The sequence below is a fragment of the Rhizobium acaciae genome (assembly GCF_025941625.1).
GTDB classification, from domain to species: Bacteria; Pseudomonadota; Alphaproteobacteria; order Rhizobiales; family Rhizobiaceae; genus Rhizobium; species Rhizobium acaciae.
Window position 1 is genome coordinate 13835 of record NZ_JAPCZO010000026.1, and the last position, 25771, is coordinate 39605.

Annotated in this window: 32 protein-coding genes and 1 pseudogene; 18 read left to right on the forward strand and 15 right to left on the reverse strand. The window is 61.1% G+C overall.

Going from position 1 to position 25771, the window contains the following annotated elements:
• Positions 1-32 precede the first annotated feature (32 nt).
• The 10 genes and pseudogenes from OLZ32_RS31455 to OLZ32_RS31500 all read left to right on the forward strand — a co-directional run.
• Positions 33-896, forward strand: coding sequence for a dioxygenase family protein (locus tag OLZ32_RS31455; RefSeq protein WP_264396241.1), 864 nt, complete (start codon positions 33-35; stop codon positions 894-896).
• Entirely contained in the window at positions 893-1951 is a 1059-nt protein-coding gene (locus tag OLZ32_RS31460; protein WP_264396242.1) for a maleylacetate reductase, read from the forward strand. The genes OLZ32_RS31455 and OLZ32_RS31460 overlap by 4 nt, the downstream gene beginning before the upstream one ends.
• A 55-nt stretch (positions 1952-2006) precedes the next feature.
• A complete protein-coding gene (locus OLZ32_RS31465; RefSeq protein ID WP_264396243.1) occupies positions 2007-3287 on the forward strand; it encodes an ABC transporter substrate-binding protein in 1281 nt (426 codons plus the stop codon).
• Positions 3288-3352: 65 nt separating this feature from the next.
• Positions 3353-4072 carry an ABC transporter ATP-binding protein gene (locus OLZ32_RS31470; protein WP_264396244.1) on the forward strand — a complete coding sequence of 240 codons (720 nt, stop codon included), beginning with the start codon at positions 3353-3355 and terminating at the stop codon, positions 4070-4072.
• Positions 4072-4791 carry an ABC transporter ATP-binding protein gene (locus OLZ32_RS31475; protein ID WP_264396245.1) on the forward strand — a complete coding sequence of 240 codons (720 nt, stop codon included), beginning with the start codon at positions 4072-4074 and terminating at the stop codon, positions 4789-4791. The genes OLZ32_RS31470 and OLZ32_RS31475 overlap by 1 nt, the downstream gene beginning before the upstream one ends.
• Positions 4778-5641, forward strand: a complete 864-nt coding sequence (locus OLZ32_RS31480; protein ID WP_003550246.1) for a branched-chain amino acid ABC transporter permease — start codon at positions 4778-4780, stop codon at positions 5639-5641. Before OLZ32_RS31475 ends, OLZ32_RS31480 begins: the two co-directional genes overlap by 14 nt.
• A 9-nt stretch (positions 5642-5650) precedes the next feature.
• Positions 5651-6736, forward strand: a complete 1086-nt coding sequence (locus OLZ32_RS31485) for a branched-chain amino acid ABC transporter permease (protein ID WP_264396246.1) — start codon at positions 5651-5653, stop codon at positions 6734-6736.
• Positions 6729-8483 carry an FAD-dependent oxidoreductase gene (locus tag OLZ32_RS31490; RefSeq protein ID WP_264396247.1) on the forward strand — a complete coding sequence of 585 codons (1755 nt, stop codon included), beginning with the start codon at positions 6729-6731 and terminating at the stop codon, positions 8481-8483. Before OLZ32_RS31485 ends, OLZ32_RS31490 begins: the two co-directional genes overlap by 8 nt.
• 7 nt (positions 8484-8490) lie before the next feature.
• On the forward strand, positions 8491-9375 hold the full coding sequence (locus OLZ32_RS31495) for an intradiol ring-cleavage dioxygenase (protein WP_003550243.1): 885 nt from the start codon (positions 8491-8493) through the stop codon (positions 9373-9375).
• A 310-nt stretch (positions 9376-9685) separates the two neighbouring features.
• Positions 9686-9859: pseudogene (locus tag OLZ32_RS31500) on the forward strand (helix-turn-helix domain-containing protein); the annotation flags it as partial.
• A gap of 50 nt (positions 9860-9909) precedes the next feature.
• Here OLZ32_RS31500 and OLZ32_RS31505 read toward each other — a convergent pair.
• Genes OLZ32_RS31505 through OLZ32_RS31525 form a run of 5 tightly spaced genes read right to left on the reverse strand, consistent with a single transcriptional unit; the run spans position 9910 to position 13820 of the window.
• Positions 9910-11067, reverse strand: coding sequence for a glutathionylspermidine synthase family protein (locus OLZ32_RS31505; RefSeq protein WP_264396248.1), 1158 nt, complete (start codon positions 11065-11067; stop codon positions 9910-9912).
• Between the two features lies 1 nt (position 11068).
• Positions 11069-11662 (reverse strand): DUF1190 domain-containing protein, encoded by a 594-nt coding sequence (locus tag OLZ32_RS31510; RefSeq protein WP_003550238.1) that lies wholly within the window; start codon positions 11660-11662, stop codon positions 11069-11071.
• A 12-nt stretch (positions 11663-11674) separates the two neighbouring features.
• On the reverse strand, positions 11675-12076 hold the full coding sequence (locus OLZ32_RS31515; RefSeq protein ID WP_003550237.1) for a DUF350 domain-containing protein: 402 nt from the start codon (positions 12074-12076) through the stop codon (positions 11675-11677).
• A gap of 35 nt (positions 12077-12111) precedes the next feature.
• Positions 12112-12768 carry a YjfK family protein gene (locus OLZ32_RS31520; protein WP_264396249.1) on the reverse strand — a complete coding sequence of 219 codons (657 nt, stop codon included), beginning with the start codon at positions 12766-12768 and terminating at the stop codon, positions 12112-12114.
• Positions 12765-13820, reverse strand: coding sequence for an ion channel (locus tag OLZ32_RS31525; RefSeq protein WP_264396250.1), 1056 nt, complete (start codon positions 13818-13820; stop codon positions 12765-12767). The genes OLZ32_RS31520 and OLZ32_RS31525 overlap by 4 nt, the downstream gene beginning before the upstream one ends.
• Before the next feature lie 103 nt (positions 13821-13923).
• On the opposite strand from OLZ32_RS31525, the gene OLZ32_RS31530 reads away from it, so the two are divergent.
• The 6 genes from OLZ32_RS31530 to OLZ32_RS31555 all read left to right on the forward strand — a co-directional run bounded on the left by OLZ32_RS31530 (position 13924) and on the right by OLZ32_RS31555 (position 17102).
• Positions 13924-14370 (forward strand): YjfI family protein, encoded by a 447-nt coding sequence (locus OLZ32_RS31530; RefSeq protein WP_032992943.1) that lies wholly within the window; start codon positions 13924-13926, stop codon positions 14368-14370.
• A complete protein-coding gene (locus tag OLZ32_RS31535) occupies positions 14367-15101 on the forward strand; it encodes a PspA/IM30 family protein (RefSeq protein WP_017991277.1) in 735 nt (244 codons plus the stop codon). The genes OLZ32_RS31530 and OLZ32_RS31535 overlap by 4 nt, the downstream gene beginning before the upstream one ends.
• A gap of 273 nt (positions 15102-15374) precedes the next feature.
• Positions 15375-15860, forward strand: coding sequence for a type II RES/Xre toxin-antitoxin system antitoxin (gene parS / locus OLZ32_RS31540; protein WP_003550231.1), 486 nt, complete (start codon positions 15375-15377; stop codon positions 15858-15860).
• A complete protein-coding gene (locus OLZ32_RS31545) occupies positions 15857-16363 on the forward strand; it encodes an RES family NAD+ phosphorylase (protein WP_003550230.1) in 507 nt (168 codons plus the stop codon). The genes parS and OLZ32_RS31545 overlap by 4 nt, the downstream gene beginning before the upstream one ends.
• A 110-nt stretch (positions 16364-16473) precedes the next feature.
• The gene (locus OLZ32_RS31550) at positions 16474-16731 is read left to right on the forward strand and encodes a ribbon-helix-helix domain-containing protein (RefSeq protein WP_003550229.1); all 258 of its coding nucleotides are present in this window, start codon (positions 16474-16476) and stop codon (positions 16729-16731) included.
• A complete protein-coding gene (locus OLZ32_RS31555) occupies positions 16731-17102 on the forward strand; it encodes a type II toxin-antitoxin system RelE/ParE family toxin (protein WP_264396251.1) in 372 nt (123 codons plus the stop codon). Before OLZ32_RS31550 ends, OLZ32_RS31555 begins: the two co-directional genes overlap by 1 nt.
• A 47-nt stretch (positions 17103-17149) precedes the next feature.
• Here the strand turns inward: OLZ32_RS31555 and OLZ32_RS31560 are convergent, their stop codons facing one another.
• The 5 genes from OLZ32_RS31560 to OLZ32_RS31580 form a co-directional block, all read right to left on the reverse strand.
• Positions 17150-17875, reverse strand: a complete 726-nt coding sequence (locus OLZ32_RS31560) for an amino acid ABC transporter ATP-binding protein (protein ID WP_003550227.1) — start codon at positions 17873-17875, stop codon at positions 17150-17152.
• On the reverse strand, positions 17853-18512 hold the full coding sequence (locus OLZ32_RS31565) for an amino acid ABC transporter permease (RefSeq protein WP_003550226.1): 660 nt from the start codon (positions 18510-18512) through the stop codon (positions 17853-17855). The genes OLZ32_RS31560 and OLZ32_RS31565 overlap by 23 nt, the downstream gene beginning before the upstream one ends.
• Complete coding sequence (locus tag OLZ32_RS31570; RefSeq protein ID WP_264396252.1) at positions 18509-19180, reverse strand: amino acid ABC transporter permease; 672 nt, start codon at positions 19178-19180, stop codon at positions 18509-18511. The genes OLZ32_RS31565 and OLZ32_RS31570 overlap by 4 nt, the downstream gene beginning before the upstream one ends.
• Positions 19181-19257: 77 nt before the next feature.
• Positions 19258-20043, reverse strand: a complete 786-nt coding sequence (locus OLZ32_RS31575; protein WP_003550224.1) for a transporter substrate-binding domain-containing protein — start codon at positions 20041-20043, stop codon at positions 19258-19260.
• On the reverse strand, positions 20037-20798 hold the full coding sequence (locus tag OLZ32_RS31580; protein WP_264396253.1) for a GntR family transcriptional regulator: 762 nt from the start codon (positions 20796-20798) through the stop codon (positions 20037-20039). Before OLZ32_RS31580 ends, OLZ32_RS31575 begins: the two co-directional genes overlap by 7 nt.
• A gap of 256 nt (positions 20799-21054) precedes the next feature.
• Here OLZ32_RS31580 and OLZ32_RS31585 point away from each other — a divergent pair, with 256 nt between their 5' ends.
• The gene (locus OLZ32_RS31585; protein ID WP_017991284.1) at positions 21055-21321 is read left to right on the forward strand and encodes a type II toxin-antitoxin system Phd/YefM family antitoxin; all 267 of its coding nucleotides are present in this window, start codon (positions 21055-21057) and stop codon (positions 21319-21321) included.
• Complete coding sequence (locus OLZ32_RS31590; RefSeq protein WP_264396254.1) at positions 21318-21746, forward strand: type II toxin-antitoxin system VapC family toxin; 429 nt, start codon at positions 21318-21320, stop codon at positions 21744-21746. The genes OLZ32_RS31585 and OLZ32_RS31590 overlap by 4 nt, the downstream gene beginning before the upstream one ends.
• Positions 21747-21842: 96 nt before the next feature.
• Here the strand turns inward: OLZ32_RS31590 and OLZ32_RS31595 are convergent, their stop codons facing one another.
• The 5 genes from OLZ32_RS31595 to OLZ32_RS31615 all read right to left on the reverse strand — a co-directional run bounded on the left by OLZ32_RS31595 (position 21843) and on the right by OLZ32_RS31615 (position 25756).
• Complete coding sequence (locus OLZ32_RS31595; RefSeq protein ID WP_264396255.1) at positions 21843-22613, reverse strand: amino acid ABC transporter ATP-binding protein; 771 nt, start codon at positions 22611-22613, stop codon at positions 21843-21845.
• A gap of 12 nt (positions 22614-22625) precedes the next feature.
• Entirely contained in the window at positions 22626-23285 is a 660-nt protein-coding gene (locus tag OLZ32_RS31600) for an amino acid ABC transporter permease (protein ID WP_003550218.1), read from the reverse strand.
• A 4-nt stretch (positions 23286-23289) separates the two neighbouring features.
• Positions 23290-23952: an amino acid ABC transporter permease gene (locus tag OLZ32_RS31605; protein WP_003550217.1), complete on the reverse strand. Its 663-nt coding sequence runs from the start codon at positions 23950-23952 to the stop codon at positions 23290-23292.
• A gap of 117 nt (positions 23953-24069) precedes the next feature.
• Positions 24070-24909, reverse strand: a complete 840-nt coding sequence (locus OLZ32_RS31610; protein ID WP_003550216.1) for a transporter substrate-binding domain-containing protein — start codon at positions 24907-24909, stop codon at positions 24070-24072.
• 256 nt (positions 24910-25165) lie between these two features.
• Positions 25166-25756, reverse strand: a complete 591-nt coding sequence (locus tag OLZ32_RS31615; protein ID WP_406649146.1) for a TetR/AcrR family transcriptional regulator — start codon at positions 25754-25756, stop codon at positions 25166-25168.
• Between the last annotated feature and the right edge of the window lie 15 nt (positions 25757-25771).

The window sequence follows — 25771 nt, forward strand, 5'->3', positions numbered from 1 at the left end:
GTCTCCACCAGCCATTGCCTTGGAGGAGACGCATGACGCCGGGTCCGATGGCGCTGAATTTCAGCGAGGCCACCTCGCATGACATGTTCGCGCAACGACTACCGCCATCAAGGGACAACAGCCTACCGCAGGTTCTCGCGGCAGCGGTGACGCATCTTCATGCCCTGATCCGCGAACTGCGGCCCACCCAGGCGGAATGGCGCCAAGTCATCGAATTCTTGACCGATGTCGGCCATGCCAGCGACGAGCGGCGCCAGGAGTGGGTGCTGCTGTCGGATCTGCTCGGCGCTTCCGCACTGGTCGAGGAGATCAATTCGCGCCGTCCGAAGACGGCCACCCCCAACACCGTGCGCGGACCTTTCTTCCGCGCCGACGTTCCGCAACTGCCACTCGGCGGCAATATTTCGCTCGACGGGATCGGCGAGACGCTTGATGTTTCCGGCCGCGTGCAGGATCTCGATGGCGATCCCATCGCAAATGCCGAGATCATCACCTGGCAGGCCAATGCTCAAGGATTTTACGAAAACCAGCAGCCGGATCTGCAGCCGGAATTCAACCTGCGCGGCGGCTTCCGCACCGATGCGGACGGACGTTTCCACTATCGGACCATCAAGCCATGCGGCTATGGCGTGCCGGACGACGGGCCGGTGGGAAAACTTCTGCGGCAGGCGGGCTATCCGCTGCGCCGCCCCGCGCATCTTCATTTCATGATCAAGGCCCCGGGCTTCGAGACGATCACCACGCATATCTATGACGGCAGCGATCCGCATCTGGCCGAAGACGCGATCTTCGCCGTCAAGCCGGAGCTGGTGCGAACCTTCGAGCCGCGGGGCAAGGGGTGGCTGTTGGATCTGACCTTCGTCATGGTCCGCGCCAGGCAAGGAGCCGAGATATGAGCCGCGATTTCATCTATAGCGGCAGCCCCGCCCATATCGTCTTCGGCGAAGGCAAGAGCGCTGCCGCCGGCGAGTGGGTGGAAAAGCTCGGATGCGCCAATGCGCTCGTCCTCTCTACGCCGCATCAGAAGGCCGATGCCGAAGCGCTGGCCGCGCGGCTGGGTTCTCTCGCTGTCGGCGTCTTTGCGGGCGCCGTCATGCACACACCTGTTGATGTCACCGAAGAGGCGAGGGAGGTCGTTCTCCGAACGCAGGCCGACTGCGTCGTTTCGCTCGGCGGCGGCTCGACCACCGGGCTTGGCAAGGCAATCGCCTATCGCACGGATCTGCCGCAGATCGTCATTCCGACGACCTATGCCGGATCGGAAGTGACGCCTATCCTCGGCCAGACGGAGGGTGGGCGCAAGACGACCGTGCGCCATGCGAGCATCCTGCCTGAGGTGGTGATCTACGACCCGGCGCTGACGCTTGGCCTGCCGGTCGGCATGAGCGTCACCTCAGGGCTGAATGCCATGGCCCATGCGGTCGAGGCGCTCTATGCCCGGGATCGCAACCCGATTTCGACACTGATGGCGGCCGAGGGGCTGCGGGCCTTCAAGACCAGTCTGCCTGACATCGTCGCCGTGCCGCGGGCTGCCGATGTCCGCGCCGATGCGCTCTACGGCGCCTGGCTCTGCGGCACCGTGCTCGGCACGGTCGGCATGGCCCTGCACCACAAGATCTGCCACACGCTGGGCGGCACCTTCGATACGCCGCATGCCGATACGCATGCGATCATGCTGCCGCACACCGCCGCCTACAATGCCGCAGCCGTGCCGGAGCTTCTGGCGCCGGTCGCCGATATCTTCGGCGGTTCGGTCGGCGGCGGGCTTTGGGATTTCGCGAGACAAATCGGTTCACCGCTGGCGCTGAAGGATCTCGGCCTCAGCGAAGCCGATCTCGATCGCGCAGCCGAGATCGCCACCGAAAATCCCTACTGGAATCCAAGGCCGATCGACCGGCAATCCATTCGCGCCCTGCTGCAGGATGCCTGGGAGGGCACGCGGCCGGCATAGGTTGACGACAGACATCACGCTCTCTGGGAGGAGAGAAAAAATGGGAGGAGGAAACATGTTTACCAGACGCGATTTTCTGAAGACGACGGCCGCCACCGGTGCATTGGCGGTGACCTCAGGGCTCGCCGCACCTGCGATCGCGCAGGATGCCGCGATCAAGCTAGGTTATGTCAGCCCGCAGACGGGGCCGCTAGCTGCCTTCGGCGAGGCCGACAAGTTCGTCATCGACAGTTTTCTGGCGACCACCAAGTCGATGGGTCTCAACTATGAGGTTGTCGTCAAGGACAGCCAGTCCAATCCGAACCGGGCGGCTGAGGTCGCCAAGGAACTGATCGTCACCGATGAGGTGAACCTGATCCTCGTCGCCTCGACGCCGGAGACCACCAATCCGGTGGCGACCACCTGCGAGGCCGAGGAAATGCCCTGCATCTCGACGGTGGCGCCCTGGCAGCCATGGTTCATCGGCCAGCAGGGCAATCCCGGCGACCCCACGTCCTGGAAGCCGTTCAACTACGCCTATCACTTCTTCTGGGGTCTCGAAGACGTCATCTCGGTCTTCACCAACATGTGGGCGCAGATCGAAACCAACAAGAAGGTCGGCGGCCTGTTCCCCAACGATGGCGACGGCAATGCCTGGGGCGACAAGGTCGTCGGCTTCCCGCCGGTGCTGGAAAAGATGGGCTATGGCCTGATCGACCCCGGCCGCTACCAGAACATGACGGATGATTTCTCGGCGCAGATCAATGCCTTCAAATCGGGCCAGTGCGAAATCATCACCGGCGTCGTCATTCCGCCTGACTTCACCACCTTCTGGAACCAGGCCAAGCAGCAGGGTTTCGCGCCGAAGATCGCCTCGATCGGCAAGGCGCTGCTCTTCCCGCAGACGGTGGAGGCGCTCGGCAATGCCGGCCACAATCTGTCGTCGGAAGTCTGGTGGACGCCGAGCCACCCGTTCAAGTCGTCCTTGACGGGGGAAAGTACAGCACAGGTGGCAGACGCCTTTACCAAGGCGACCAACAGGCCCTGGACGCAGCCGATCGGTTTCGCCCATGCGCTGTTCGAGCTGGCGGTGGATGCGATGAAGCGGGCCGGAGATCCGACAGACGGGGATGCCGTCGCGCAGGCGATTGCCGCCACCAAGCTCGATACGCTGGTCGGTCCGATCGCCTGGGACGGCAAGGGCCTGCCGCCGTTTGCGGCCAAGAACATCGCCAAGACACCGCTCGTCGGCGGCCAGTGGCGGTTGAAGGACGGCGGCGGCTACGACCTCGTCATCACCGACAACAAGACGGCGCCGAACATTCCGGTCGGCGGCACGATGGAAGCAATCGCCTGATTTTGGGCGCCTGATTTTTGGCGCGGGGCCTGCTAGAGGCCCCGCCTGTTCTGGGAGGAATGGGTTTGGCAATTCTCGAACTCGATGGTGTCTCGAAGAAATTCGGTGCATTGACCGTCGCCGAGCAGATTTCCTTTGCCGTCGGCGAAGGCGAGGCGCTGGGCATTATCGGGCCGAACGGCGCCGGCAAGTCGACGCTGTTCAATCTGATCACCGGCAATATCCCCGCCGATAGCGGCAGCATCCGCTTTCTCGGCAGCGACGTGACCCGCACGCCGCCGATGGCGCGCTGCCTGTCGGGCATGGGCCGCACCTTCCAGATCCCGCAGCCGTTCGAGAAGCTGACGGTCTTCGAAAACCTCCTGGTCGCCGGCGCTTTCGGCTCGCGGCGGCGCGAGGCCGAGGTGTCGGACTGCTGCGCCGAAATCCTGGTGGACACAGGGCTGATCGACAAGGCGAATGTGCTGGCCGGAAGCCTGTCGCTGCTGCAGCGCAAGCGGCTGGAACTGGCGCGAGCGCTGGCGACGGAGCCGAAGCTGCTGCTGCTCGATGAAATCGCTGGCGGACTGACCGAGGGCGAGTGCCGGTCGCTGGTCGCCACCATCCGCGCCATTCATGCGCGCGGCGTTGCCGTCATCTGGATCGAGCACGTGCTGCATGCGCTGAATTCCGTCGTCGAGCGGCTGCTGGTGCTGCATTTCGGCAGGGTCATCGGTATCGGCAAGCCGGAGGACATTATGGCGTCGCGCGATGTGCGTGAAATCTATCTGGGGATCGAGATCTGATGGCGCTGCTCGAAACCAGAGGCTTGACCGCTTCCTACGGCGACTTCCAGGCGCTGTTCGGCGTCGATATCATGGTCGGCACCGGCGAGACCATCGCCATCATCGGCGCCAATGGGGCCGGCAAGACGACGCTGATGCGCTCGATCTCCGGCGTGCTCGCCAATGCGCCGGCATCGATCCTTTACCGCGATGAGCCGATCGGGGCGCTGCCGGCGCCGGACATTCTGGCGCGCGGCATTGCCATGGTGCCGGAAGGGCGAAAACTCTTTCCGTCGCTGAGTGTCGAGGAAAACCTGCTGATCGGCAATTATAGCCGCAAGGTCGATGGCCCGTGGACGCTCGAAAGCATCTTCGCGCTGTTCCCGATCCTGAAGGAGCGGCGCAACAACCCGGCCACAGCACTTTCCGGCGGGCAGCAGCAGATGGTGGCGATCGGCCGCGGGCTGATGTCCAATCCGGCGCTACTGCTCTGCGACGAGATCAGCCTTGGCCTTGCGCCGGTCGTGGTCCGCGATATCTACGCCGCCTTCCCGCGCATCCGCGAGACCGGCGCTTCGATCGTCATCGTCGAGCAGGATATCGCCCAGGCGCTGAAGGTGGCCGACCGCGTCTACTGCATGATGGAAGGGCGGGTGACGCTCTCCGGCCGCGCCGCCGACCTCAGCCGCGACGACATCCACAGGGCCTATTTCGGGACGGATCACCATGAACTGGCTTGATACCATTCTCCAGGGCGTGCTGCTCGGCGGGCTCTACGCGCTGTTTGCGGCGGGCTTGAGCCTCGTCTTCGGCATCATGCGGCTGGTCAACCTCGCCCATGGCGATCTGATCGTGCTTGCCGCCTTCCTGATCCTGGTCCTGGTGACGACACTTGGGCTCAATCCGTTCGTAGCTGCCGCGATCGCGATGCCGTTGATGTTCGCCATCGGCTGGGGCCTGCAATATTTCCTGCTCAACCGCACGCTCGGCAAGGATATCCTGCCGCCGCTGCTTGTCACCTTCGGCCTGTCGATCGTCATCCAGAACGGCCTGCTCGAAGGATTTTCGGCCGATAGCCGCCGCGTCTTTGCCGGCAGCCTAGAAAGCGCCTCCGTCAATCTAGGTCCTGTCACCGCCGGCATCATGCCGCTGATGACCTTCTTTTCCGCCGTCGCCGTCATCGTCTGTCTCAACCAGCTCATCTACCGCACCTCCGTCGGCCGCGCCTTCCGGGCAACCTCGGACGATCCGGTGACGGCAGGGCTGATGGGCATTCGGCCGCAGCGCATCTTCGCGATGGCGACGGGGCTCGCCATGATCGTGGTGACGATCGCTGCCCTCTATCTCGGGACACGCGCCAATTTCGATCCAACGTCAGGGCCGGCGCGGCTGATCTACGCCTTCGAAGCGGTGATCATCGGCGGCCTCGGCTCGCTCTGGGGCACGCTCGCCGGCGGCATCATCCTCGGCGTTGCCCAGACTGTGGGTGCCGCGATCAATCCGGAATGGCAGATCCTTGCCGGCCACCTGGCATTCCTCGCCGTTCTCCTGTTCAAGCCGCGCGGCCTTTTCCCGCGCGCGGTGGATTGAGGTGCATCGATGACCATGGCCATTCCATCCTTCACCGTCGAGACGCGTACCAGGGCATCGACATTGTCCGCCGTCGCGGTCGTTGCCCTTCTGTTGCTTGCCTTTGCCGCACCCTTCATCGCCTCCCGTGGCGTCATCCAGGACCTGTTCTTCATCCTCACCATGCTGGTGCTGGCGCAGAACTGGAACCTGCTTGCCGGTTATGCCGGGCTGATCTCGGTCGGCCAGCAGGTGTTCGTCGGCTTTGGCGCCTATACGATGTTCGGCTGCGTCATCCTTTTCGGCGTCGATCCTGTTGTGGCCATCCTGATTGCCGGCGTATTTTCCGTCGCCCTTGCCGTTCCGACGGCCTTCTTCACGTTCCGGCTCTACGGTCCCTATTTCGCCATCGGCACCTGGGTGGTGGCCGAGGTCGTGCGGCTGCTGCTGGCCCAGTGGAAGGCGCTCGGCGGCGGCACCGGCACCTCGCTGCCGCGCGATGCTACGCGTGACATGATGGGTGTCGGCGTGATGCGCGACCTGTTCGGCATGAAGGCTTCTGAGGCGGGCGATGCGTTGACTTACTGGCTGGCGCTGATCCTCGTGGTCGCCACAATCGGCTTCATCTATGGACTGCTGCGCAGCAAGCAGGGTCTCGGTCTCGCGGCCGTTCGTGACAACGAACAGGCCGCCCGCGCCGTCGGCGTCGATGCGCGGCGGATGAAGACGCTGGTCTATCTCGCCACCGCCTTCATGACAGGCATCGCTGGGGCGCTGATCTACGTGCAGAAGGCGCGCATCTCGCCGGACGCCGCCTTCTCGGTCACCGACTGGACGGCCTATGTCATCTTCATCGTCGTGATCGGCGGCATCGGTACGATCGAGGGACCGATCCTCGGCGTCATCATCTTCTTTCTCTTACAGAACCTCTTGGCCGACTACGGCTCCTGGTACCTGCTGATGCTCGGTCTTCTCGGCATCGCCATCATGCTTCTCGCGCCGCGCGGCCTCTGGGGATTGTTCTCCGAGCGCACCGGCATCCAGCTTTTCCCGGTTCGCCGCGTCCTGAAGGGCGGGCCGCTCAATCTCACGCATAGGGGAGGGCCTCATGGCTGACATTACCACCGACGTACTCATCATCGGCACCGGCCCAGCAGGCTCCGCCACCGCTGCCCTGCTCTCGTCCTACGGGGTCGAGAACCTGGTGATCAACCGCTACCGCTGGCTCGCCAGCACGCCGCGCGCCCACATCACCAACCAGCGTACCATGGAAGTGCTGCGCGATCTTGGCCGCGACGTGGAGGACGAGGCCTATATGTTCGCGGCCGAGCAGGACCTGATGGGTGAGAACGTGTTTTGCACCTCGCTCACCGGCGAAGAGATCGGCCGGATGAAGAGCTGGGGCAAACATCCGCTGTCGCGCGCCGAGCACCAGTTGTCGTCGCCGACCCATATGAACGACCTCCCGCAGACCTTCATGGAGCCGCTGCTCTTCAAGACGGCTTGTTCGCGCGGCAGCCAGTCGCGCATGTCGACGGAATATCTGGGCCATGCGCAGGACGAAGACGGGGTCACGACGACCTGTCTCGACCGGCTGACCGGCAAGGAATTTACCGTCCGCTCGAAATATCTGGTCGGCGCCGATGGCGGCAATTCCAAGGTTGCGGAACATGCCGGCCTGACATTCGAAGGCAAGATGGGCGTTGCCGGCTCGATGAACATTCTGTTCAAGGCCGATCTGTCGCGGCTGGTCGCCCATCGTCCATCGGTGCTTTACTGGGTGCTGCAGCCGGGTGCCGATGTCGGCGGCATCGGCATGGGGCTGGTGCGCATGGTCAGGCCTTGGAACGAATGGCTGATCGTCTGGGGTTACGACATCAACCAGCCGGCGCCTGAGGTGGACGAAGCGCATGCGAAGAAGGTCGTGCGCGACCTGGTCGGCGATCCCGATCTCGAGATGACCATCAAGTCGGTCTCGACCTGGACCGTCAACAATATGTACGCTACGTCAATTTCGAATGGCCGCGTCTTCTGCATGGGCGACGCCACCCACCGCCATCCGCCGTCAAACGGGCTCGGCTCGAACACCTCGATCCAGGATGCATTCAACCTCGCATGGAAGCTGGCTTTCGTCCTCAAGGGCACCGCTGACCCGAAACTTCTCGATAGCTATCAGGATGAGCGAGCGCCTGTCGCCAAGCAGATCGTCACCCGCGCAAATAAGTCGATCGAAGAATTCGGGCCGATCTTCAAGGCGCTGGGACTGCTTGATTCGATCGACCCGGTGAAGATGCAGCAGAACATGGATGCCCGCTGCAACAACACGGTTGCTGCTGAAGAACAACGCGCCGCCATCCGCAAGGCGATCGCCGACAAGGTCTACGAGTTCGATTGCCATGGCGTCGAGATGAACCAGCGCTACCGCTCCGGTGCTGCGATATCAGATGGACAGGCCGAGCCCGCCTTTACCAAGGACCCGGAACTGCATTGCCAGCAGACGAGCTGGCCCGGCGCGCGGCTGCCGCATGCCTGGCTCTTCTCTGCGACCGGCGAGAAGGTTTCGACGCTCGACCTCACCGGCCGTGGCAAATTGACCGTGCTGACCGGCATCGGCGGGCAGGGCTGGGTCGAGGCGGCCCGCAGTCTCGGCAAGGAATTCGGCATTGAGATCGTTGCCCGGGTCATCGGGCCCCGCCAGCCGTGGCAGGATTTTACCGGCGACTGGGCCAATATCCGCGAAATACGCGACAGCGGCATCCTGCTGGTTCGTCCCGACCACCACGTCGCCTGGCGGCGCGAGGCGATGGTCGACGATCCGACGACTGAACTGCGCCGCGCGCTGACAGCAATTCTTGGAAAGTGAGGCCGTGATGGACGCGCATGAGAAAGGCTTCTTCACCGAAGAGAACTCCGTCGAAGTCGTCACCGGCCGCAACAAGAATGCCAAGGACGAGCGGCTGAAGCAGATCATGGAAGTGATCACCCGCAAGCTGCATGAGGCGGTGAAGGAGATCGAACCGACCCAGGACGAATGGATGCAGGCGATCCTGTTTCTGACGCGCACCGGCCAGATGTGCAACGAATGGCGGCAAGAGTTCATCCTGCTGTCGGACGTTCTCGGCGTCTCGATGCTGGTGGATGCGATCAACAACCGCAAGCCGTCGGGCGCATCCGAAAGCACGGTGCTCGGTCCCTTCCATGTCGAGGGTGCGCCGGAACTGGCGATGGGCGCCAATATCTGCCTCGATGCCAAGGGCGAGGACATGGTGATCGGCGGGCGGATCCTCGATACGGCCGGGCAACCCATCAAGGATGCGGTTATCGACGTCTGGCAGGCCAATGACGAGGGCTTCTACGACGTGCAGCAGCAGGGGATCCAACCAGACTTCAACCTTCGCGGCGTTTTCCGCACCGGCGCCGACGGCCGCTATTGGTTTCGAGCGGTCAAGCCCAAGTATTACCCGATCCCGGACGACGGACCCGTTGGAAAGCTGCTCGGCGCGCTCGGTCGCCATCCCTACAGGCCCGCCCACCTGCACTATATCATCAAGGCCGACGGCTTCGAGACGCTCACGACACACATCTTCGATCCGGACGACCCGTACATCCAATCTGACGCAGTCTTCGGCGTGAAGGAGAGCTTGCTTGCCAAGTTCCAGCACGTTGAGGATTCGGTACGCGCTAACGAGCTCGGTTTCTCTGGCAAGTTCTGGCAGATAGAGCACGATTTCGTGCTGGCTCGGCCCGAGGAGTAGCATGCTCGCCAGCCGGCGTTCTAACGAAGAAGGCCGTGATAGCCGATGCAATGGAGATGATCGCGCCGCAAAGGAACGCGGCTCGAATTCCGTCAGTCATAGCCGCAGCGGCATCGGCGCCAGCCAACGCGGCATTTGAGCCGGTCTTTGCTGTGGCAAGCGCCCAAACAATATGCAAGCCAATATACCCACACATAGTTCCATAACGTTGATTACGCCACAATATTTTGTAGCCGCAAAGTTGAAGTGTCCTGTTTCTGCAAAGTTGGAATGTCACACTCCCCGGGTTTGATGACGGTGGAGATTGCGGATGGGACTGATAGCGATGAGCGAGCGCGACCTGCAGCGGATCGAGATTTTGTCGAAAGTGATGGCCGGCCGGATGACGATGGTGTCGGCGGCGCATGTGCTTGATCTGAGCACGCGCCAGGTGCGTCGTCTGTTGGATCGGATAAGCACTGGCGGCGCGGCGTCGATCCGGCACTCGGGCGGCATCGCTCGAAGATAGCTGCGCCTGAAGCGATATATCTCCTATTATCCGACTATGACGTGCGGTACGAAACGCGACAAGTTGGCGGTTATGCGCGAGCGGTCCTCGCGGACCGCAAGACCGCAGGCGCGATCACCGACGATCCAGCTGCCGAGCACGGCGAAGCCGCCATCGCTTTCGAAAAGCGGGGCATAGGCCTGGACGATAAAACCTTCGTCACCATAATCGCCGGGGGCGGAAATCAATTCCCGGCCATCGCGGAATATCGTGACGTTCTCGCCTTCTCGCGACAGCAGTGGTTTGCGCACATAATCGCTCAAACTCGACGCCGCCGGGTCGTCTGCGAAATAGCTAGCCAGCAGGTTGGGATGATTGGGGTGCCGCTGCCAGAGCAGAGGCAGAAGCCCTTTGTTGGAGAGCACGGCCTTCCAGGCGGGCTCGACGAAAACATCGCCCGAGCGCACGAGGTTGCGAGCGAACGGCTCGCGCAGCATGAATTCCCACGGATACAGCTTGAAGCAACGGTCGATCACCCGATCCTGGAGGTCGGTGTAACGGCCCTGCGCATCGATGCCGATCTCGCGGATGTCCAGAAGCTCGACACGATGGCCGGCTTGCACTGCACAGTCCATCAGATAGACCGTCGTGCCGCGATCCTCCTCATTGTCGGTCATCGCCGCGAAGTGGAAGATCGGCTCCTTGGAAAATTGCTCGAACGCCTCAACGAGGCTTTCCTGCAAGGAATTATACTGGTCCGCGTCCTTGGGCAGGATACCCAAAGCCACCTGGTCGGTCAGCCAGTTGAACTGGAAATAGGCTGTCTCGAACACCGAAGTGGGAGTATCGGCGTTATATTCGAGCAACTTAACCGGGCCAGTACCGTCGTAAGCAAGATCGAACCGGCCGTAGAGGTGCCGGTCGCGGCGCTGCCAGGAGCGCTGCACCACATCGCGCAGGTCCTCCGGAATGGCTAGCCTGTCGAGCGACTCTTCGCTTCTGACGATATCATCGACCAGATCCATGCACATGTCGTGCAGTTCCTGGCTCGGTTCTTCAATCTGCATCTCGATCTCATCGAGCGTGAATGTATAGGCGGCATCGTCGAGCCAGTAGGGTTCGCCATACATGACGTGAAACCCGAAGCCGACAGCGCGCGCCTTGTCAAGCCAATCAGGACGCGCCGGAAGGGTGATGCGTTTCATATCAGCCGCCGAAACTGAACGACGAACGGCCCCCGAAGCCTTGACGGGCAACGGTGCGGGTGTTGACGTTGACCGGCTTGACAGTCTGACGCGAGGGCGCGATCGCGGTGCCGTTGCCGCCCGAGCGAACAGTCGTTGTCACCGTTTGTCCCGAGCGATTGCGATAGATCGGTGTCGAGCCGTAGGAGCCACTCTCCTCCTGGCGCCGGCGATAATTGTAATAGTCGCCGATGTTGTTCAGTGCGGAAGACAGCACGTAGCCTGTCAGGAACGGCACGAAAAAGCTGCCGCCTCCCCCGCTATTGTTGGGGACGGCACTGGCCGACTGTTCCGTGCACTGGCCCGAGCCGTATTCGGCCTCGCAGGCGGCCATGCCGTTGAAACGCGGCGCGGCGGCGAGATGCGCCCGCATGGCATCCTGATAGCCGGCCTGGCAGACCTGCCGGTCCATGCCGGAAGTCACGCATTGGTCGACGGAGGTGAACATTGCCTCCGAGGGAGTCTGATCGCCGCAACCGGACAGCGCCAGGGTCGAGGCAGCGATGGTGCCGAGGGCCAGGAAAGGTCGTTTGTGCCCGCTCTTACGTCTGCGCATCGTGCCCTCCCCTCAATAGGTCATGCAGGCGGCGTTGAGAATACCGATGACCAGCGCGATGCCGCCGCCCCATATGCCAGCGGCGATATCGCCGGCAGTGATCTTTTCATGCAGATCCGTCATGGTGAAATTGGCAATATAGTAAGCTAGGATCTGCGCCAGAATGCCGACCACCGCCCATATGATGTAGTCGACGATGCTGACCGAATTGGCTGCGGCCGAAGCCAGAGGCAGGCTGAAACCGACAAGCGCGCCCAAGAATGCCGTGACGGCGGCAAGATTGCCTGCGCGAATGAGTTGGACTTCCTTCTGCGGCGTCAGGAATGTGTAGATCACCGCGAAAACGCCGTAGGCGGCAAGACCAACGGCGAAATAGCCGAGGAAGGCAGGCAGACCCGCCACGTAATCGAGCATTGAAAAATTCCTCCGTTGAAATTGATAGGATCCCCTCAGACGCGGCGAACATCGGCCGGAGCGAGTCCGTAGCCGATCAGAAATTCCACCGAGCTGCCTGCCTGGCTCTGTCCGAGATCGAGGTCGCGCTCGACATTGATCAAAAGCATTTCGCGCGTCGAGCCAAGCGGGCGATAATACAGCATGCAGGTCTGGTGAATGGAGCGCTGCGCCTCACCGTCGTCGACCTTCTCGACAAACTCCGCCAATGGGGTGCGTTCCGGGCCCTCGCCCCAGAAGCGGCTATAGAGGATGCCGTCGGCATCGTAGCTTGGCTGGCCGATCAGGCCGTCGGGCCCGGTCCAGCGGTTCCATTCGCCCTGCCCGGCAGGCACGACGCTGTCCCAGGGCTGATAAAAGCTGATGTCGTCGACATCCCCCGGCTGGCCCGACGTCGACATCACCTGCACCATCCGATGGTCTTCATCGTAGTAGCGCGACAGAACGGTCGCGGCATCGAGCGAAACCTCACCGTAGGCGGCAATGATGAACGGGCCGCTCCGTGGCAGCGGCATCGCCGGCTGGCCGGCCAAAGCCTCGGCTTCGAGGGAGAGGAAATCGATCTCCAACGCCCCGCCGATGGCGGCGCTCAACGGGCCAAGTTCTTTGGGTAAGGGCCTTTCGTTCTTGTCTCTGCCGAACCAGCCGATCATGATACCTCTCCCATTCGAGCCCAAGCGATGGCAGCGGGATCTAGCCGCATTCCGCTGATGTAGTAAAGAGTCTCGCCGCCCCGAAGCGGCGCCTCGTCTCCGCAATTGAGGTCGGTCACGCCCTGGCTCAGCATGCCCACCAGCGTCACATTGTGCTGACGCTTGAGGCTTAAAAACACGTCTCCATAGAGCAGCGGTGTCTGCAGAGGCGGTACCGGCAGGGAAAAGGCCGTGTCGGTGGAGGCGGCCGACAGCAGCCGTGCGGCGATTTCCGAAGAGCCCGGATCACGGGCGGAACGCGACAGCAGCTCCTCGGCGAGCGAGCCCACCGCCTCGACGCGCGGCCGGCGTTGTTTGACCATCTGTGCCGTGCGGTCGTCGGCGAAATAGGCCACGATATGGACATTAGGCGCATGGTCTTCGGCAATCAGCACCGCGGCCAGCGTCTCGTCGTCATTTGCTCCGCGCGCGATGATCGCGCGCGCCTTCGCCACTCCGGCCCGCACCAGAGCGTCGGCATCACCAAGCCGCTCGGTTCTGATATAGTCGGCGTAATTGCTGGCGGGATTTTCCGGCAGGTCCTTGGCAACCAGAACACTCATCGGTTCGTTGGCCTGTCGTTCGGCATGCAGCAGCCGCAGCGTCTGGTATGTCTGCCCCTCTTGCCAGCCCAGGACAATGATATGGCCGGCGCGCTCGCTGTAATCACCCAATCCACGCATGCGGTTCCTCCAGATCGTACCGATAGTTGTCAACAACTTGCCAAGAACAGCGGTGAAGATGGCAATGCCGCCGGGAAGAACGAACAGGACGGCAATTAATCGGCCAGGCCCCGATTTTGGAGAAAGATCGCCATAGCCGACAGTCGTTGCCGTCACCATGTAGTAATAAAGAAAATCGACCGGATTGCCGACGAGATCGCCTTCGCCGGCCAACAGGAAGAGCAGGTAAGAAGCGACCAGGTGGATCACGAGGATAACAAAAAGGGCTGACCAGGCCAATTCGCTGAGCGAGAGATATACACGCCGCAGCAATGAAGCGATAAATGGCAAGCGATTCGCCCCCGTTCCCAACGCGTACCCTAGCGAAATTTATTTAGCGCACCAGATCTTTACGTTGCAAACCGATTACCCAAATATTTTGACGTTCCAACCGATGGAGGACTTTTTGGAGACCTGGAACCTCACCACTTTAACGCGCCTGTTCGCCGCCGATCCCGACGCACTGGGCGATGTGGATGTAGCCGTACCCGAACAGGGCGACGTCATATGCGTGACTCTTAAGGAAAAAGGCGATCTCGACGTCTTCGTCGCGGTGAGCGGGGAGCGCGACATCCTTGTCAGCGCTGTTCTGGTGCCGTGCAAGGACGTGCCCAATCGAGAAGCCTTCGAACGGATGGTGCTGAAGACCCACAAGTTCGTGCCGCTTTCCAGCTTCGGCATCACCACGATCGACGGTGAGGAATGGTATGAATTGTTCGGCTCGCTGTCAGCACGCTCGCCGGCCGAGACGGTGGTCGAGGAGGTCGCGATTCTGGCTGCCAATGCCGTCGATGCGGCCCACATGATTGAAGAATGGAAAAGCGGGGAGATTGCAGCGTGAGCACCTGGGGCAAGATTTTCACCGCCATTCGCGGCGGCATTAACGAGGCAGCGGAAGCGGCCGCCGACAGTCAGTCCATGCGTGTCCTTGATCAAGAAATCCGCGATGCTGAACAGTCGTTGCGCGGGGCGCGATCCGATCTGGCCGGCATCATGGCGTCCAACAAGAGCGTCATGCGCCGACTTGAAGAAAACCGCGCCAAGGAGACCAAGGATACCGACAGCGCTCGCGCTGCGATCTCCGCGGGCCGCACGGATCTCGCTCAGGGTCTCGCTCAGCGCATTGCCGGTACCCGAGCCGAAGTGCAGCGCGACCAGGAAGAGCTCGACCGGCTGCTGCCCCGCCAGCAGCAGATGCTGCGCACGATCCAGGAGACCGAAGCGCGCATTGCTCAGATGAAGCGTGAGGTGGAGAATGTCAAAGCCAATGAGTCGCTGCTGCGCGCTCAGTCGGCGATCGCCCATAGCCAGTCGGGCATCAATACCCGCCTCGGTAGCGCCGTCGAAAGTCTCGAGCGTATCAAAAAACGCCAGGAAATCACTGCCGGCCGCATCGAAGCCGGTGCTGAACTGGCCGCGCTGGAAAACGGCAGCGACCTCGATCGTCAGCTGCGCGAGGCCGGCATTGGCAGTTCGAGCCACTCGGCCGACGACATTCTTGCACAGCTGATGGCACCGAAACATTCGGTCGAGCCCATCTTGTTGCCAGCGCCGACCAGCCAAAAAGACTGACAATCCCGGGAGCGGCAGCCCTGCCTGCCATCCGCGCGCTTATGGAATTGGAGCGCCGCAACCCAGCCTCTTAAAGCAGTGGGGATCGCGGCATTTCAATCCGCTGCAAGCTGCCCTTGGCAGGCGGTGCCATCGCCGCCTGCCCGCTTGTTTGGCGCCGGCAGCGAGAAAGGCACGGTTCCGCGGCCGATACGCGGGATACGCCCGTCAGATCTTGAAATTTGTCGCGACACATGACATATAAAAAGCGACAGATGACGCAGGAGAAAGATCATGGCCGTCGCAGCAAAAGCACCTTCTTCAGCGGCAGGCGGTGGTGAACTGCAAAAAATAGAAGCACTGCTCGGCGGTTCGCGCATTCTGTCGCGTAGCCTGACCAATGCCCTCGACGCCCATGAGCTGCTCCTGCACGGCCTGCCTGCAACGGCACTGGATCATCTTGTCGGCACTCTCGTCGTCCTCGGCAAGAACGAGTCCCTCGAAAAGGCGGTGGGCATGAGCTTGCGCACCTGGCAGCGGCGGAAGGACACGCCTTCCAAGCCGCTCAGCCAGGAACAGAGCGGCCGAGCGTGGAAATTCGCCGAGATCCTCGCAAAGGCAACGGATATCTTCGGATCGCAGGCAGAAGCCGAACTATGGCTGGAGCGTCCGGCGGTCGGACTTGAGCAGCGCCGCCCGATCGATCTTCTCGGGACGCCTGCCGGCGTCGAGCTTGTCGAGGATCATCTCGATCGCCTGGAATACGGCGTCTATGCATGACCCTTTTGCCGATCGCGCTCGGCGGGACCGAGCTGGTCGCGTGGCGGCTCGATCAGGCCGTCCATGCGCCGACTTGGGATAGCGGAGAAGGCGCCTATCGGGTTGGCGGCCGCTGGAACAGCAAGGGGGTTCGCGCGGTCTATTGCTCTCTCGATCCCGCGACGGCGATCCTTGAAGTCGCGGTCCACAAGGGGTTCCGGGCGCTCGACACCGTGGCGCACAGGATGACGGCAGCTGTCATTGCCGATTCTGGCGATGTCCATGTTGTCGATCCGGGAAACGTGCCCAATCCCAACTGGTTGCGCCCGGGCATTCCGAGCGCCGGACAGCAGGCCTTCGGAGACGATTTGCTCCGACAGCATCGTTTCGTTGCGATCCCGAGCGCGGTCTCGCGGCATAGCTGGAACCTGATTTTTCTGGCAGGCGGTGCGACGGGCGCCTATGCACTGAAGTTCCAGGAGGCCTTTGCCCTCGATACACGGCTGCATCCGCCCACGTCATGAACGTCTCGGAGCCACGGGGATATTTGGAAGGGACCGAATCTCAATGTCAAATATTGACATCGCGACCCGGATGCAGAACAATTTCAGGAATTTGATAAGGAGGGTGCTACATGACCAGCAGCCTGCATGTGAGCTTGCCCGATGAAATGCGCGCCTTCGTCGATATGCGCGCCAACGGGAAGAGCCAGTACACGACGCCGAGCGAATATGTACGCGCCCTTATTCGCGAAGATATGGCACGCGAAGAAGATCGCCGCTATGCCATCCGCTCGCTGCTGCGGGCGGAAGAGGAATTCCGGCGCGGAGAGATGCTGCCCCTTTCCGCTCTGGATGCTATCGACGCGGAGCTGGATGAAGAACTGCGCTAGTGGCTCCTCGCGTTCTGATCCTGCCGACCGCCTTTGATAACTACCGTCTGGCAGTCCGCGAAACGGCGCGAAAATGGTCCACCGAACAGGCCAAAGCATATGGCCGCTTGCTGCGGGCGGGATTTGAAGGCATCCCCGAAGCCTATGCCCGCGTAGGGATAAAGAAAGACGAGCGCGCCGGGAATTCGCTCTTCCGGCTCCACAAGATAGAACACCATTACGCCGTATACATCGTCGTTGACGACTCAACCTTCGTCATTGCCGCGGTCTTGCATGAGCGGATGGATATTCCCGCACAGCTGAGGACAATCGAACGATTGACCGACAGAGAGTATGCAGCGTTGATGGGACATCCTCGGCCGAAGTCCTGAGGACGGTCGGCCGCGATCACCGGCGGCGCCGATATTGTCACTGCCTCTCAGTTGACACCGAGAAATTGCTTCAACTCCGCTGTCTGCGGCTTGGCGAAGACTTCCTCCGGCGGGCCTGCTTCATGGACCCGGCCCTGATGCATGAAGATCACGCGGTTGCAGACGTCGCGGGCGAACTTCATCTCGTGCGTTACCATCAGCAGTGTCATTCCCTCTGCGGCGAGTTCGCGCACGACGGCCAGAACTTCGGCGACCAGTTCCGGATCGAGCGCCGAGGTGATCTCGTCGCAAAGAAGTGCAGTCGGCTGCATGGCCAGTGCACGGGCGATGGCGACACGCTGCTGCTGGCCGCCCGAGAGCTCGTCCGGATAGGCGTCGAACCTGTGGCCCAACCCTACCCGCTCCAACATCTTGCGGGCGGTCGCCTCGGCTTCGGCTTTCGGGGTCTTCTTGACCACGGTCTGCGACAGCATGACGTTGCCGCCGACGGTCAGGTGCGGGAAGAGGTTGAACTGCTGAAAGATCATGCCGACCTTGAGGCGCAGTGCCTTCAGATGCACTTCGTCATCAACGAGCTGCGCGCCGGCCACGGAGATGGAGCCGTCGGTGATGGTCTCCAGGCCGTTGATGCAGCGAAGCAGGGTCGATTTGCCTGAACCGCTCTTGCCGATAATGGCGATAACTTCGCCGGCCTCCACATCGAGATTGATGCCTTTCAGCACCTCGGTGGTGCCAAAGCTCTTGCGGACTTCAGTGATTTCGATGAGCGACATTGAGCTTCCTTTCCAGGATCTGGCTGCTTTTCGACAAAGGCCAGCAAAGGGCGAAGTAGATGAGGGCGACGAGCCCGTAGACGGTGAAGGGCTGGAAAGTGGCATTGGTGACCACCGTGCCGGCTTTCGACAATTCGACGAAACCGATGATCGAGGTCAGCGCCGTTCCCTTGACGATTTGAACGGAGAAACCGACCGTCGGCGGTATGGCGACCCTCAGTGCCTGGGGCAAGATGACATAACGCATCTGCTGCAACCGACCCATGCCGAGGCTGGCGGAGGCTTCCCACTGACCCTTCACGACCGCTTCGACGCAGCCTCGCCAGATTTCGGCGAGAAAGGCGGCGCTCCATAGGGTGAGTGCCAATCCTGCAGCAAGCCAGGCCGGTACGTCTATCCCGAAGAGGCCGAGACCGAAAAATGCGATGAAGAGCTGCATCAGCAGCGGCGTGCCCTGGAAGAGCTCGATGTAATATTTTGCGACTACCCTGAACGCCTTGCGCTTGCTGATGCGCAGGAACAGCAGCCCCAGTCCGACCGCGCCGCCGCCGATGAACGAGACGAGCGAAAGCAGGATCGTCCAGCGGGTGGCGAGCAGCAGGTTGCGCAGGATGTCCCAGAGTGTGAACTCGATCATCGTGCTGCTCTCCTCGGGAAAATGAACCCGCCGACCACCGCCAGCACCTGCCGGAGCAGGATCGCCAGCACAAGATAGATGGCTGTCGAGACGATGTAGGCTTCGAAGGCGCGGAAGGTTCGCGATTGTATGAAGTTCGCGGCAAAGGTCAGATCCTCGGCGGCGATCTGCGAGACGACCGATGAGCCGAGCATGACGATGACGACTTGCGACGACAGCGCCGGCCAGATGCGCTGCAGGGATGGTACGAGAACGACATGCCGGAAGGTTTCGAAGCGCGTCATGGCAAGGCTCTCGCCTGCCTCGAACTGGCCCTTCGGGGTTGCCTGGATGCCCGCGCGGATAATTTCGCAGCTATAGGCGCCGAGATTGACGACCATCGCGAGATTGGCGGCCGTCAGTTCGGAAAGCTGGAGGCCGAGCGACGGAAGGCCGAAGAAGATGAAAAAGAGCTGGATGAGGAACGGCGTGTTGCGGATCAGCTCGACATAGGTCGCCACGACAGGCTTCAGCCAGGTCGGGCCGAGTGCACGCACCCAGGCGCAGAAGATGCCGAGCGATATGCCGAGCACGCCGCCGATGGCGATAAGCTCCAGTGTGATCAGTATGCCCTTGATGATCTCAGGATAATATTCAAGCAGCCAGCCGAATTCGAAATGGTAACTCAAGGAATTGTCCCCTCTTGTGGCGACGGAGCGTCATGTCATCCCGCGCGGGCGCGGGATGACATCCGTGAGACCGGCCCTTAGAGATCCGACGGAAGATCGGCGCCAAGCCACTTCTGCGATATGGCGTTCAGCGTGCCATCGGTTTTTGCGGCGGCGATAATGCCGTTCACTTTCTCCAGAAGAGCTGCCTGTTCCTTGTTGAGACCGATGTAGCAGGGTGAGTTCTTGATAAGGAACTTCATCTCAGGGCGCTTGGGAGGATTTTTGGCGAGGATCGCAGCAGCTACGACGTTGCCGGTCGCGATGGTGTCGACCTGGCCAGACAGAAAGGCCGAGATAGTGCCGTTATTGTCTTCGTAGCGCTTGATCGTCGCGTCGGCCGGCGCGATCTTCGTCAGCTCGAGATCTTCGACAGCGCCGCGCGTGACGCCGATGCTCTTGCCCGCGAGGTCTTCCACCTTGGCGATCGAAACATCGGCAGGCGCGAACACACCGTTGAAGAAGGGTGCGTAGGCCGTGGTGAAATCGATCACCTTTTCGCGCTCCGCATTCTTGCCGAGGCTTGATATGACCAGATCGACCTTATTCGTCTGCAGATAGGGAACGCGGTTGGCGCTGGTGACCGGCACGAGTTCGGTCTTGACGCCCAGCTTCTCGGCAATGAGATTGGCTACATCGATATCGTAGCCCATCGGCGCCATATCGGTACCGACGCTGCCGAAGGGCGGGAAATCCTGCGGAACGGCGACACGCAGCGTACCGCGCGCCGTGATGTCGGCAAGAGCATCGGCGTAAGACGCGGAGCCGAAGCCGAAGGTTGCAGCCAGGGTCGCGATTGCGAAGAAGACTCGTCTTGTCAGCATGGTTTAATTGCTCCTTTGAAGTTGGGGGTTTTTGGTTCTGACAGTTGGGAGACCGTGGGCATAGTCTTGGGAGGAAGCGACAGGGAACTGCGCAGTTCCGAGAGCGGATCGGGGCGCGTGGTGAGGTCGAGGCCCATTTCCACTTCGTCCAGATGTTCGATAGAGAGCTCGGCAGCTCTGGCGAAATCGCCCGCTTGCATGGCCTCGAAGATGCGGCAATGCCCGTCATGAGACTGTGCTGCGTGAAATTCAGACTGATAGAGCATCGAAATGAGGATCGTCCTCGCGGTGAGATCGCGGAGGATATCGACGATGATGGCGTTCCCGCTCAATTCTGCGATGCGGATGTGGAAATCGCCCATCAAATAGGTCAGGCGCTGGCGGTCGCCCGCAGCCATTGCGGTCTTTTCCTCTTTCAAATGCACGTCGAGAGCTTTGCTTCCCTCGTCCGTCAATACGCGCATGCTGCGCAGCAATCCGGCCTCGATGACGCGCCGTGCCTCATAGACCGCGATCGCCTCTTCAGCGGACGGCTCGACGACAAACCAGCCTCGTCTCGGACTGACATGCACGATACCGCGTGTTTCCAATCGCATCATGGCTTCACGGACGCGGGTTCGAGACACGCTGAAAAGCGTTGCCAGCTGGTTTTCACTGAGACGCGTCCCAGGCCGAATTTTGGCTGAAAGAATCCCGGAGACGATCGTCTCCTCGATGGTCTTCTGCGTGCTCTCAGATGTGTGGCTATCTTGCATACAAGACAGGAAAGCAAAGCTCGTGCCAAAATCCTGTATTCAGGATTTCCAAGATGTCTCGGATCCCTCCCCCTGGAATTTGCACGCTGAGAATGCAGACTGAGCGCAAATTGAGCGAGTCCCCGCAATTCCTTGCAAACTCCTCAGCGTCGGCCGCCGAAAGCCGGCAAAGCCCCTTCCCTGCCGAAAAGTTGCTTGCGGCTAGACCGTTTCGGCTTATATAGTCATGTTAGTCACTATAGTCAGGATGTAGCGAATGCAGCCATCACGACCAGAGGATAAAAGTTGGACCGTCGCCAGTGCGAAGGCCAAGCTGTCTGAGGTTATCGAACGCGCGCAAGCAACGCCGCAAACGATCATGCGCAACGGTAAACCGAGCGTCGTTGTCGTTTCGGCCGAGGAATGGCAGCGAAAGACCGCGCGCAAGGGCACCCTCGCAGAGTTTCTGATGCAATCGCCGCTGCGTGGCGCCGATCTGGACCTCGAACGGCAGCGCGACGAACCGCGTGATCTCCAGCTGTGAGACTTCTGCTGGACACCAATGTGCTTTCCGAGGTGACAAGGCCGCGTCCCGATGCACATGTCCTACAATGGCTGGACGATCTCGACGAGGATCGCTCATTCATCAGCACCGTATCGATCGCGGAGATCCGGCGTGGTGTTGCATTGATGGAAAGCGGTCGGAAGCGCGACGCGCTGGCTGAATGGCTTGCCCAGGACCTGCCGCAGCGCTTCGAGCAGCGTGTCATCCCTGTAGACCAGGCGGTTGCGATAACCTGGGGAGACTTGATGGGGCTCGCAAAGCGAAGCGGACGCGGCTTGTCGTCAATGGACGGCCTGATTGCCGCCACCGCGATTGCTCACGATCTCACCCTCGCCACGCGCAATATAAAGGATTTCGAGGGCTTGGGGATCGAGCTTGTCGATCCTTGGACTGAGCGCCCATGACGATCCGCAGAGCGGACCGTCACGGGATCTTTCTTTAAGTTTTTGTTTATGCAAATCGTTATCCCAAAACCGCTGCGCACTTTTGGGCGACATGCATTAGTTGAAACTCGAGGTCTTGAGGAATTCCGCCAGCCGTTCGGTCTTCGGATGCACGAACATGTCCTTCGGATCGCCCTCCTCGCAGATGACGCCCTGGTTCATGAAGATGACCCGTGACGAAACGTCGTAGGCAAAGCGCATCTCGTGCGTGACGAGCAGCATGGTCATGCCGTCGGCGGCAAGTCCCTTGATGACCTGGAGCACTTCGCCCACCAGTTCCGGGTCGAGCGCGGAAGTCACTTCGTCGAACAGCATCAGCCTCGGCGACATGGCGATGGCGCGGGCGATCGCGACGCGCTGCTGCTGACCGCCGGAAAGCTGTCCGGGATAATGGTTCGAGCGGGCGGAAAGGCCGACACGATCGAGCCATTTTTCCGCGATGGCGCGGGCATCCGGCTTGGTCATTTTCTTCACCTTGACGAGGCCGAGCATGACGTTTTCAGCGGCACTCATATGCGGAAAAAGATTGAACTGCTGAAACGCCATGCCGGTCAGCGCGCGCTGGCGCGCAATCTCTTTCTCGCTCTTGCGGCGCCGCGTCGCGCCTTCGGCGCGGTATCCGATCTCCTCGCCGTCGAGGCTGATCGTGCCGCCCTGGAACTCTTCGAGCATGTTGATGCAGCGCAGCAAGGTGGTCTTTCCGGAGCCGGACGAGCCGATGATGGAAATGACTTCGCCCTCCTCAACGGTGCAATCGACGCCCTTGAGGACTTCGTGGATGCCGTAAGTCTTGCGCAGACCCTGGATGTCGAGAATGGTCTTGGCCATCGGAAAGTCTCCTCAGGACGGCAGGGCGGTCTTGCGCTCGACATATTTGCCGAAGTGCTCGATGCCATAGTTGATGATGAAATAGAGACCGCCAGCCAGGAAATAGAACTGGAGGCTCATGAAATTGCGGGAGATGATCTCCTGCGTGCGTAGGAGAAGCTCGGCGACGCCGATGACGGAGAGCAGTGTCGAGGCTTTCACCATCTCGGCCGCCGTATTCACCCAGGCCGGCAGGCACTGGCGCATGGCCTGTGGCCACAGCACCGAGGTGAAGGTCTGGGTAAAGGTCAGGCCGATCGCCTTGGCAGCTTCGGTCTGCCCCTTCGGGATTGCCTGAAGCGCCCCGCGCACGATTTCGCCGACATGGGAGGAGCAGAAGATGGCAAGGGCGAGCACGCCGGCCGAAAACGGCCCGAGATCGAGGCCGACGGCGGCCGAGACATAGTAGCTCGCCAGCACGAGCACGAGCACCGGCGTGCCGCGGATGATGTCCGTATAGGCGCGCACGGCCAGACGCAAAACAATGCCGCCATAGACGAGCGCCAAGCCGACGAAAACACCGAGTACGGAACCCGCGAGGATGGCCAGCAGGGAGATCGACACGGTCACGCCGATGCCGTTCATAATGACGTAGCGGGCGATCCAGAGTTGTTCGAGAAAGGTGTGGGACATCGGCTTATCTCGGCAGGGCCAGACGGCGCTCGACGAAGCGCATCACGGCGGCGATGAGGAAACAGGTCGCGACATAAAGCGCCGATGTCACCATCCAGGTCTCAATGACGCGAAAGCTCTCGACATTGATCTTGCGGGCAGCAAACGTCAGTTCCGGCACGGCGATGGCGGCGGCAAGCGAGGTGTCCTTGAAGAGCGAGATGATCGTCGAGGACAGCGATGGCAGCACGTTGCGCAGCATCAGCGGAGCGATGATGGAACTGCGGATCTGCATCCCCGTCAGGCCGATGGCAAGACCCGCTTCCGTCAATCCTCTCGGGATTGACAGCAGCCCGGCGCGGAACACCTCGGCCAGATAGGCGCCGGAGTAAAGCGATAGGACCAGGACGAAGCTCTTTATCTTGTCGAGGCGCAGCCCCATCTGCGGCAGCGCGAAAAAGGCAAAAAGCACCAGGACGAGAATTGGCAGGTTGCGGATGACCGTGACATAGACTCGCGCCGGCACGACCGCAAAGCGGCTTTTGGACGTCAGCGCGAAGGCCACCACAAGGCCGATCGCGGCTCCGATCAGGATCGAGATCACCGCAAGGCCGAGACTGAGTGCGAGCCCGCTCAAAAGAAAATCGAAATTGCGCCAGACGGCAGCGAAATTCAACGTGTAACCCATACGGGCCGCCCTTTCAGACCAGAGCATGATGCCGAAAAGTCTGAGCGATTTTCGGACGACGTCATGCTCTCACTCTTTGAATGCGGAGCGGGAAACATGTCCCGCTCCGCATGGCTGTTACTTGAATTCGACCGGGAAGCCGATCTGCGGCGGCGTCAGATCTTTGCCGAACCAGGTCTTGAAGGACTTGGCGTAAAAGTCGAATTCGACGCCGGTCATGGCTTCGTGCAGGGCGGTGTTGACGAAGTTCAGCCAATCCTGATCGCCGCGCTTGACGGCGCAGGCGTAGGTCTGCGGGTTCCAGCCGTAGCCGGCATCTTTATAGCGACCCGGATTCTGCGTCATGTACCAGGCAAGCGACGACTGGTCAGTGGCGACAGCATCGGCGCGTCCCGATTCCAGTGCCTGATAGATCAGGTCGACGGAATCGTACTGGTCGACGGTCGCCTCCGGTAATGCCGCATGCACCATCGCCTCGGCGTAGACGTTCTGGAGAACCGAGATGGTAACGGAGGAACCGGCCGCCTTGAGGGCGGCGTAGTCGGCATATTTGCCATCCGCCTTGAGCATCAGGCCGACACCCTCGCGATAATAAGGAATGGTGAAGGCAACCTGCTGGGCGCGCTCGCCGGTAACGGTCATGAACTGGCAGGTGATGTCGACTTTGTCGGTGGTGATGTTCGGGATGCGCGCGTCGGAGGACTGGTTCACATACTCGATCTTTTCAGGATCGCCGAAGAGCGCCTTGGCGATGATGTGGCCCATGTCGACGTCGAATCCCTGAAGCTTGTCGTCGGCGCTCTTGAAGTGCCAAGGCGCATTGGTGCTGCCCGTGCCGAGGACGAGATGGCCGCGGGCCAGCACTTCATCGAGCTTGCTGCCTTCGGCCAGCGCAGGCGTGGACAACAGAGCGGCGACTGCCAGCGACATCACGCCGGTGCGAAAGGAAATGGTCATGGCGTTCCCCTTATGGATGATTCCTATTGTTCCAGTATAATGGACGCATGTCTGTTTTACTGGAACAATGTTATGAAGTGCCATCAAGGATGAATTGTCAATGGGTCATGCTGAAAAAACGCGCAGCGGCGCGCGTGGTGATTTTTTCGGCAGTGCAGCATTGTTTTGTTGTTTAGAGGCTCAACATCGTGCTCTTCCCGCTCAGCGACCTCAGGCCATGCCGAAAGCGAAAGATGCGGTCTTCAGAGCGAGCGCCTCACGCGTTTGCGTTTGCGGTCGCAGCGCGGATCAGTGAACCAGCCGCCTCGCCTGCCGCTTCCATGTAGGTCGGATCGCGATGCAACAGAACGACGGCGAACGAGCCATCGAGCAGCAGGACGATCTGCCGGGCGAGTTGCGGCGCTTCCGCCTTGATTCCGGCCGCCTCGAACGTCACGCGTAACCAGGCCTCGACCCTCTTTTTGTGTTCAATCCCGACTTTCATGGCTGGATGGCCGGGCATATTGGCGAGTTCCGCAGAGGTGCGCAGGAAGCCACAGCCCTTCCACTTCGGATGGCGGGCCGCGCGGGCGAGATTGCGAAAGATGCCTTGCACCTTATCCGCCGGTTCGCCCGTCGTTTCCGCGTACCAGCGTTTGAACAGAGCGAGGTTGGGCTGGTCGCGCGCCTCCAGATAGGCTCCGATGAGGTCGTCCTTGCTGGCGAAATGGTAGTAAAGGGTGCGTTTCGTGACGCCGGCCTCTTCAGCCACCGCATCGACGCTGACGCTCCTGATGCCCTCGTTGTAAAACAGCTTGGCGGCGGCCGAGATAATGCGTTCGCGCGTTGGAATTGCAGGTGAGATCATGCCGTTATGTATACC

Bases quoted from the DNA above. Each gene is read 5' to 3' on its own strand.
- OLZ32_RS31455 (WP_264396241.1), top strand. From the start codon at position 33: ATGACGCCGGGTCCGATGGCGCTGAATTTCAGCGAGGCCACCTCGCAT.
- OLZ32_RS31460 (WP_264396242.1), top strand. From the start codon at position 893: ATGAGCCGCGATTTCATCTATAGCGGCAGCCCCGCCCATATCGTCTTC.
- OLZ32_RS31465 (WP_264396243.1), top strand. From the start codon at position 2,007: ATGTTTACCAGACGCGATTTTCTGAAGACGACGGCCGCCACCGGTGCA.
- OLZ32_RS31475 (WP_264396245.1), top strand. From the start codon at position 4,072: ATGGCGCTGCTCGAAACCAGAGGCTTGACCGCTTCCTACGGCGACTTC.
- OLZ32_RS31480 (WP_003550246.1), top strand. From the start codon at position 4,778: ATGAACTGGCTTGATACCATTCTCCAGGGCGTGCTGCTCGGCGGGCTC.
- OLZ32_RS31485 (WP_264396246.1), top strand. From the start codon at position 5,651: ATGACCATGGCCATTCCATCCTTCACCGTCGAGACGCGTACCAGGGCA.
- OLZ32_RS31490 (WP_264396247.1), top strand. From the start codon at position 6,729: ATGGCTGACATTACCACCGACGTACTCATCATCGGCACCGGCCCAGCA.
- OLZ32_RS31495 (WP_003550243.1), top strand. From the start codon at position 8,491: ATGGACGCGCATGAGAAAGGCTTCTTCACCGAAGAGAACTCCGTCGAA.
- OLZ32_RS31505 (WP_264396248.1), bottom strand. From the start codon at position 11,067: ATGAAACGCATCACCCTTCCGGCGCGTCCTGATTGGCTTGACAAGGCG.
- OLZ32_RS31510 (WP_003550238.1), bottom strand. From the start codon at position 11,662: ATGCGCAGACGTAAGAGCGGGCACAAACGACCTTTCCTGGCCCTCGGC.
- OLZ32_RS31515 (WP_003550237.1), bottom strand. From the start codon at position 12,076: ATGCTCGATTACGTGGCGGGTCTGCCTGCCTTCCTCGGCTATTTCGCC.
- OLZ32_RS31520 (WP_264396249.1), bottom strand. From the start codon at position 12,768: ATGATCGGCTGGTTCGGCAGAGACAAGAACGAAAGGCCCTTACCCAAA.
- OLZ32_RS31530 (WP_032992943.1), top strand. From the start codon at position 13,924: ATGGAGGACTTTTTGGAGACCTGGAACCTCACCACTTTAACGCGCCTG.
- parS (WP_003550231.1), top strand. From the start codon at position 15,375: ATGGCCGTCGCAGCAAAAGCACCTTCTTCAGCGGCAGGCGGTGGTGAA.
- OLZ32_RS31545 (WP_003550230.1), top strand. From the start codon at position 15,857: ATGACCCTTTTGCCGATCGCGCTCGGCGGGACCGAGCTGGTCGCGTGG.
- OLZ32_RS31550 (WP_003550229.1), top strand. From the start codon at position 16,474: ATGACCAGCAGCCTGCATGTGAGCTTGCCCGATGAAATGCGCGCCTTC.
- OLZ32_RS31560 (WP_003550227.1), bottom strand. From the start codon at position 17,875: ATGTCGCTCATCGAAATCACTGAAGTCCGCAAGAGCTTTGGCACCACC.
- OLZ32_RS31565 (WP_003550226.1), bottom strand. From the start codon at position 18,512: ATGATCGAGTTCACACTCTGGGACATCCTGCGCAACCTGCTGCTCGCC.
- OLZ32_RS31575 (WP_003550224.1), bottom strand. From the start codon at position 20,043: ATGCTGACAAGACGAGTCTTCTTCGCAATCGCGACCCTGGCTGCAACC.
- OLZ32_RS31580 (WP_264396253.1), bottom strand. From the start codon at position 20,798: ATGCAAGATAGCCACACATCTGAGAGCACGCAGAAGACCATCGAGGAG.
- OLZ32_RS31585 (WP_017991284.1), top strand. From the start codon at position 21,055: ATGCAGCCATCACGACCAGAGGATAAAAGTTGGACCGTCGCCAGTGCG.
- OLZ32_RS31595 (WP_264396255.1), bottom strand. From the start codon at position 22,613: ATGGCCAAGACCATTCTCGACATCCAGGGTCTGCGCAAGACTTACGGC.
- OLZ32_RS31600 (WP_003550218.1), bottom strand. From the start codon at position 23,285: ATGTCCCACACCTTTCTCGAACAACTCTGGATCGCCCGCTACGTCATT.
- OLZ32_RS31605 (WP_003550217.1), bottom strand. From the start codon at position 23,952: ATGGGTTACACGTTGAATTTCGCTGCCGTCTGGCGCAATTTCGATTTT.
- OLZ32_RS31610 (WP_003550216.1), bottom strand. From the start codon at position 24,909: ATGACCATTTCCTTTCGCACCGGCGTGATGTCGCTGGCAGTCGCCGCT.
- OLZ32_RS31615 (WP_406649146.1), bottom strand. From the start codon at position 25,756: ATGATCTCACCTGCAATTCCAACGCGCGAACGCATTATCTCGGCCGCC.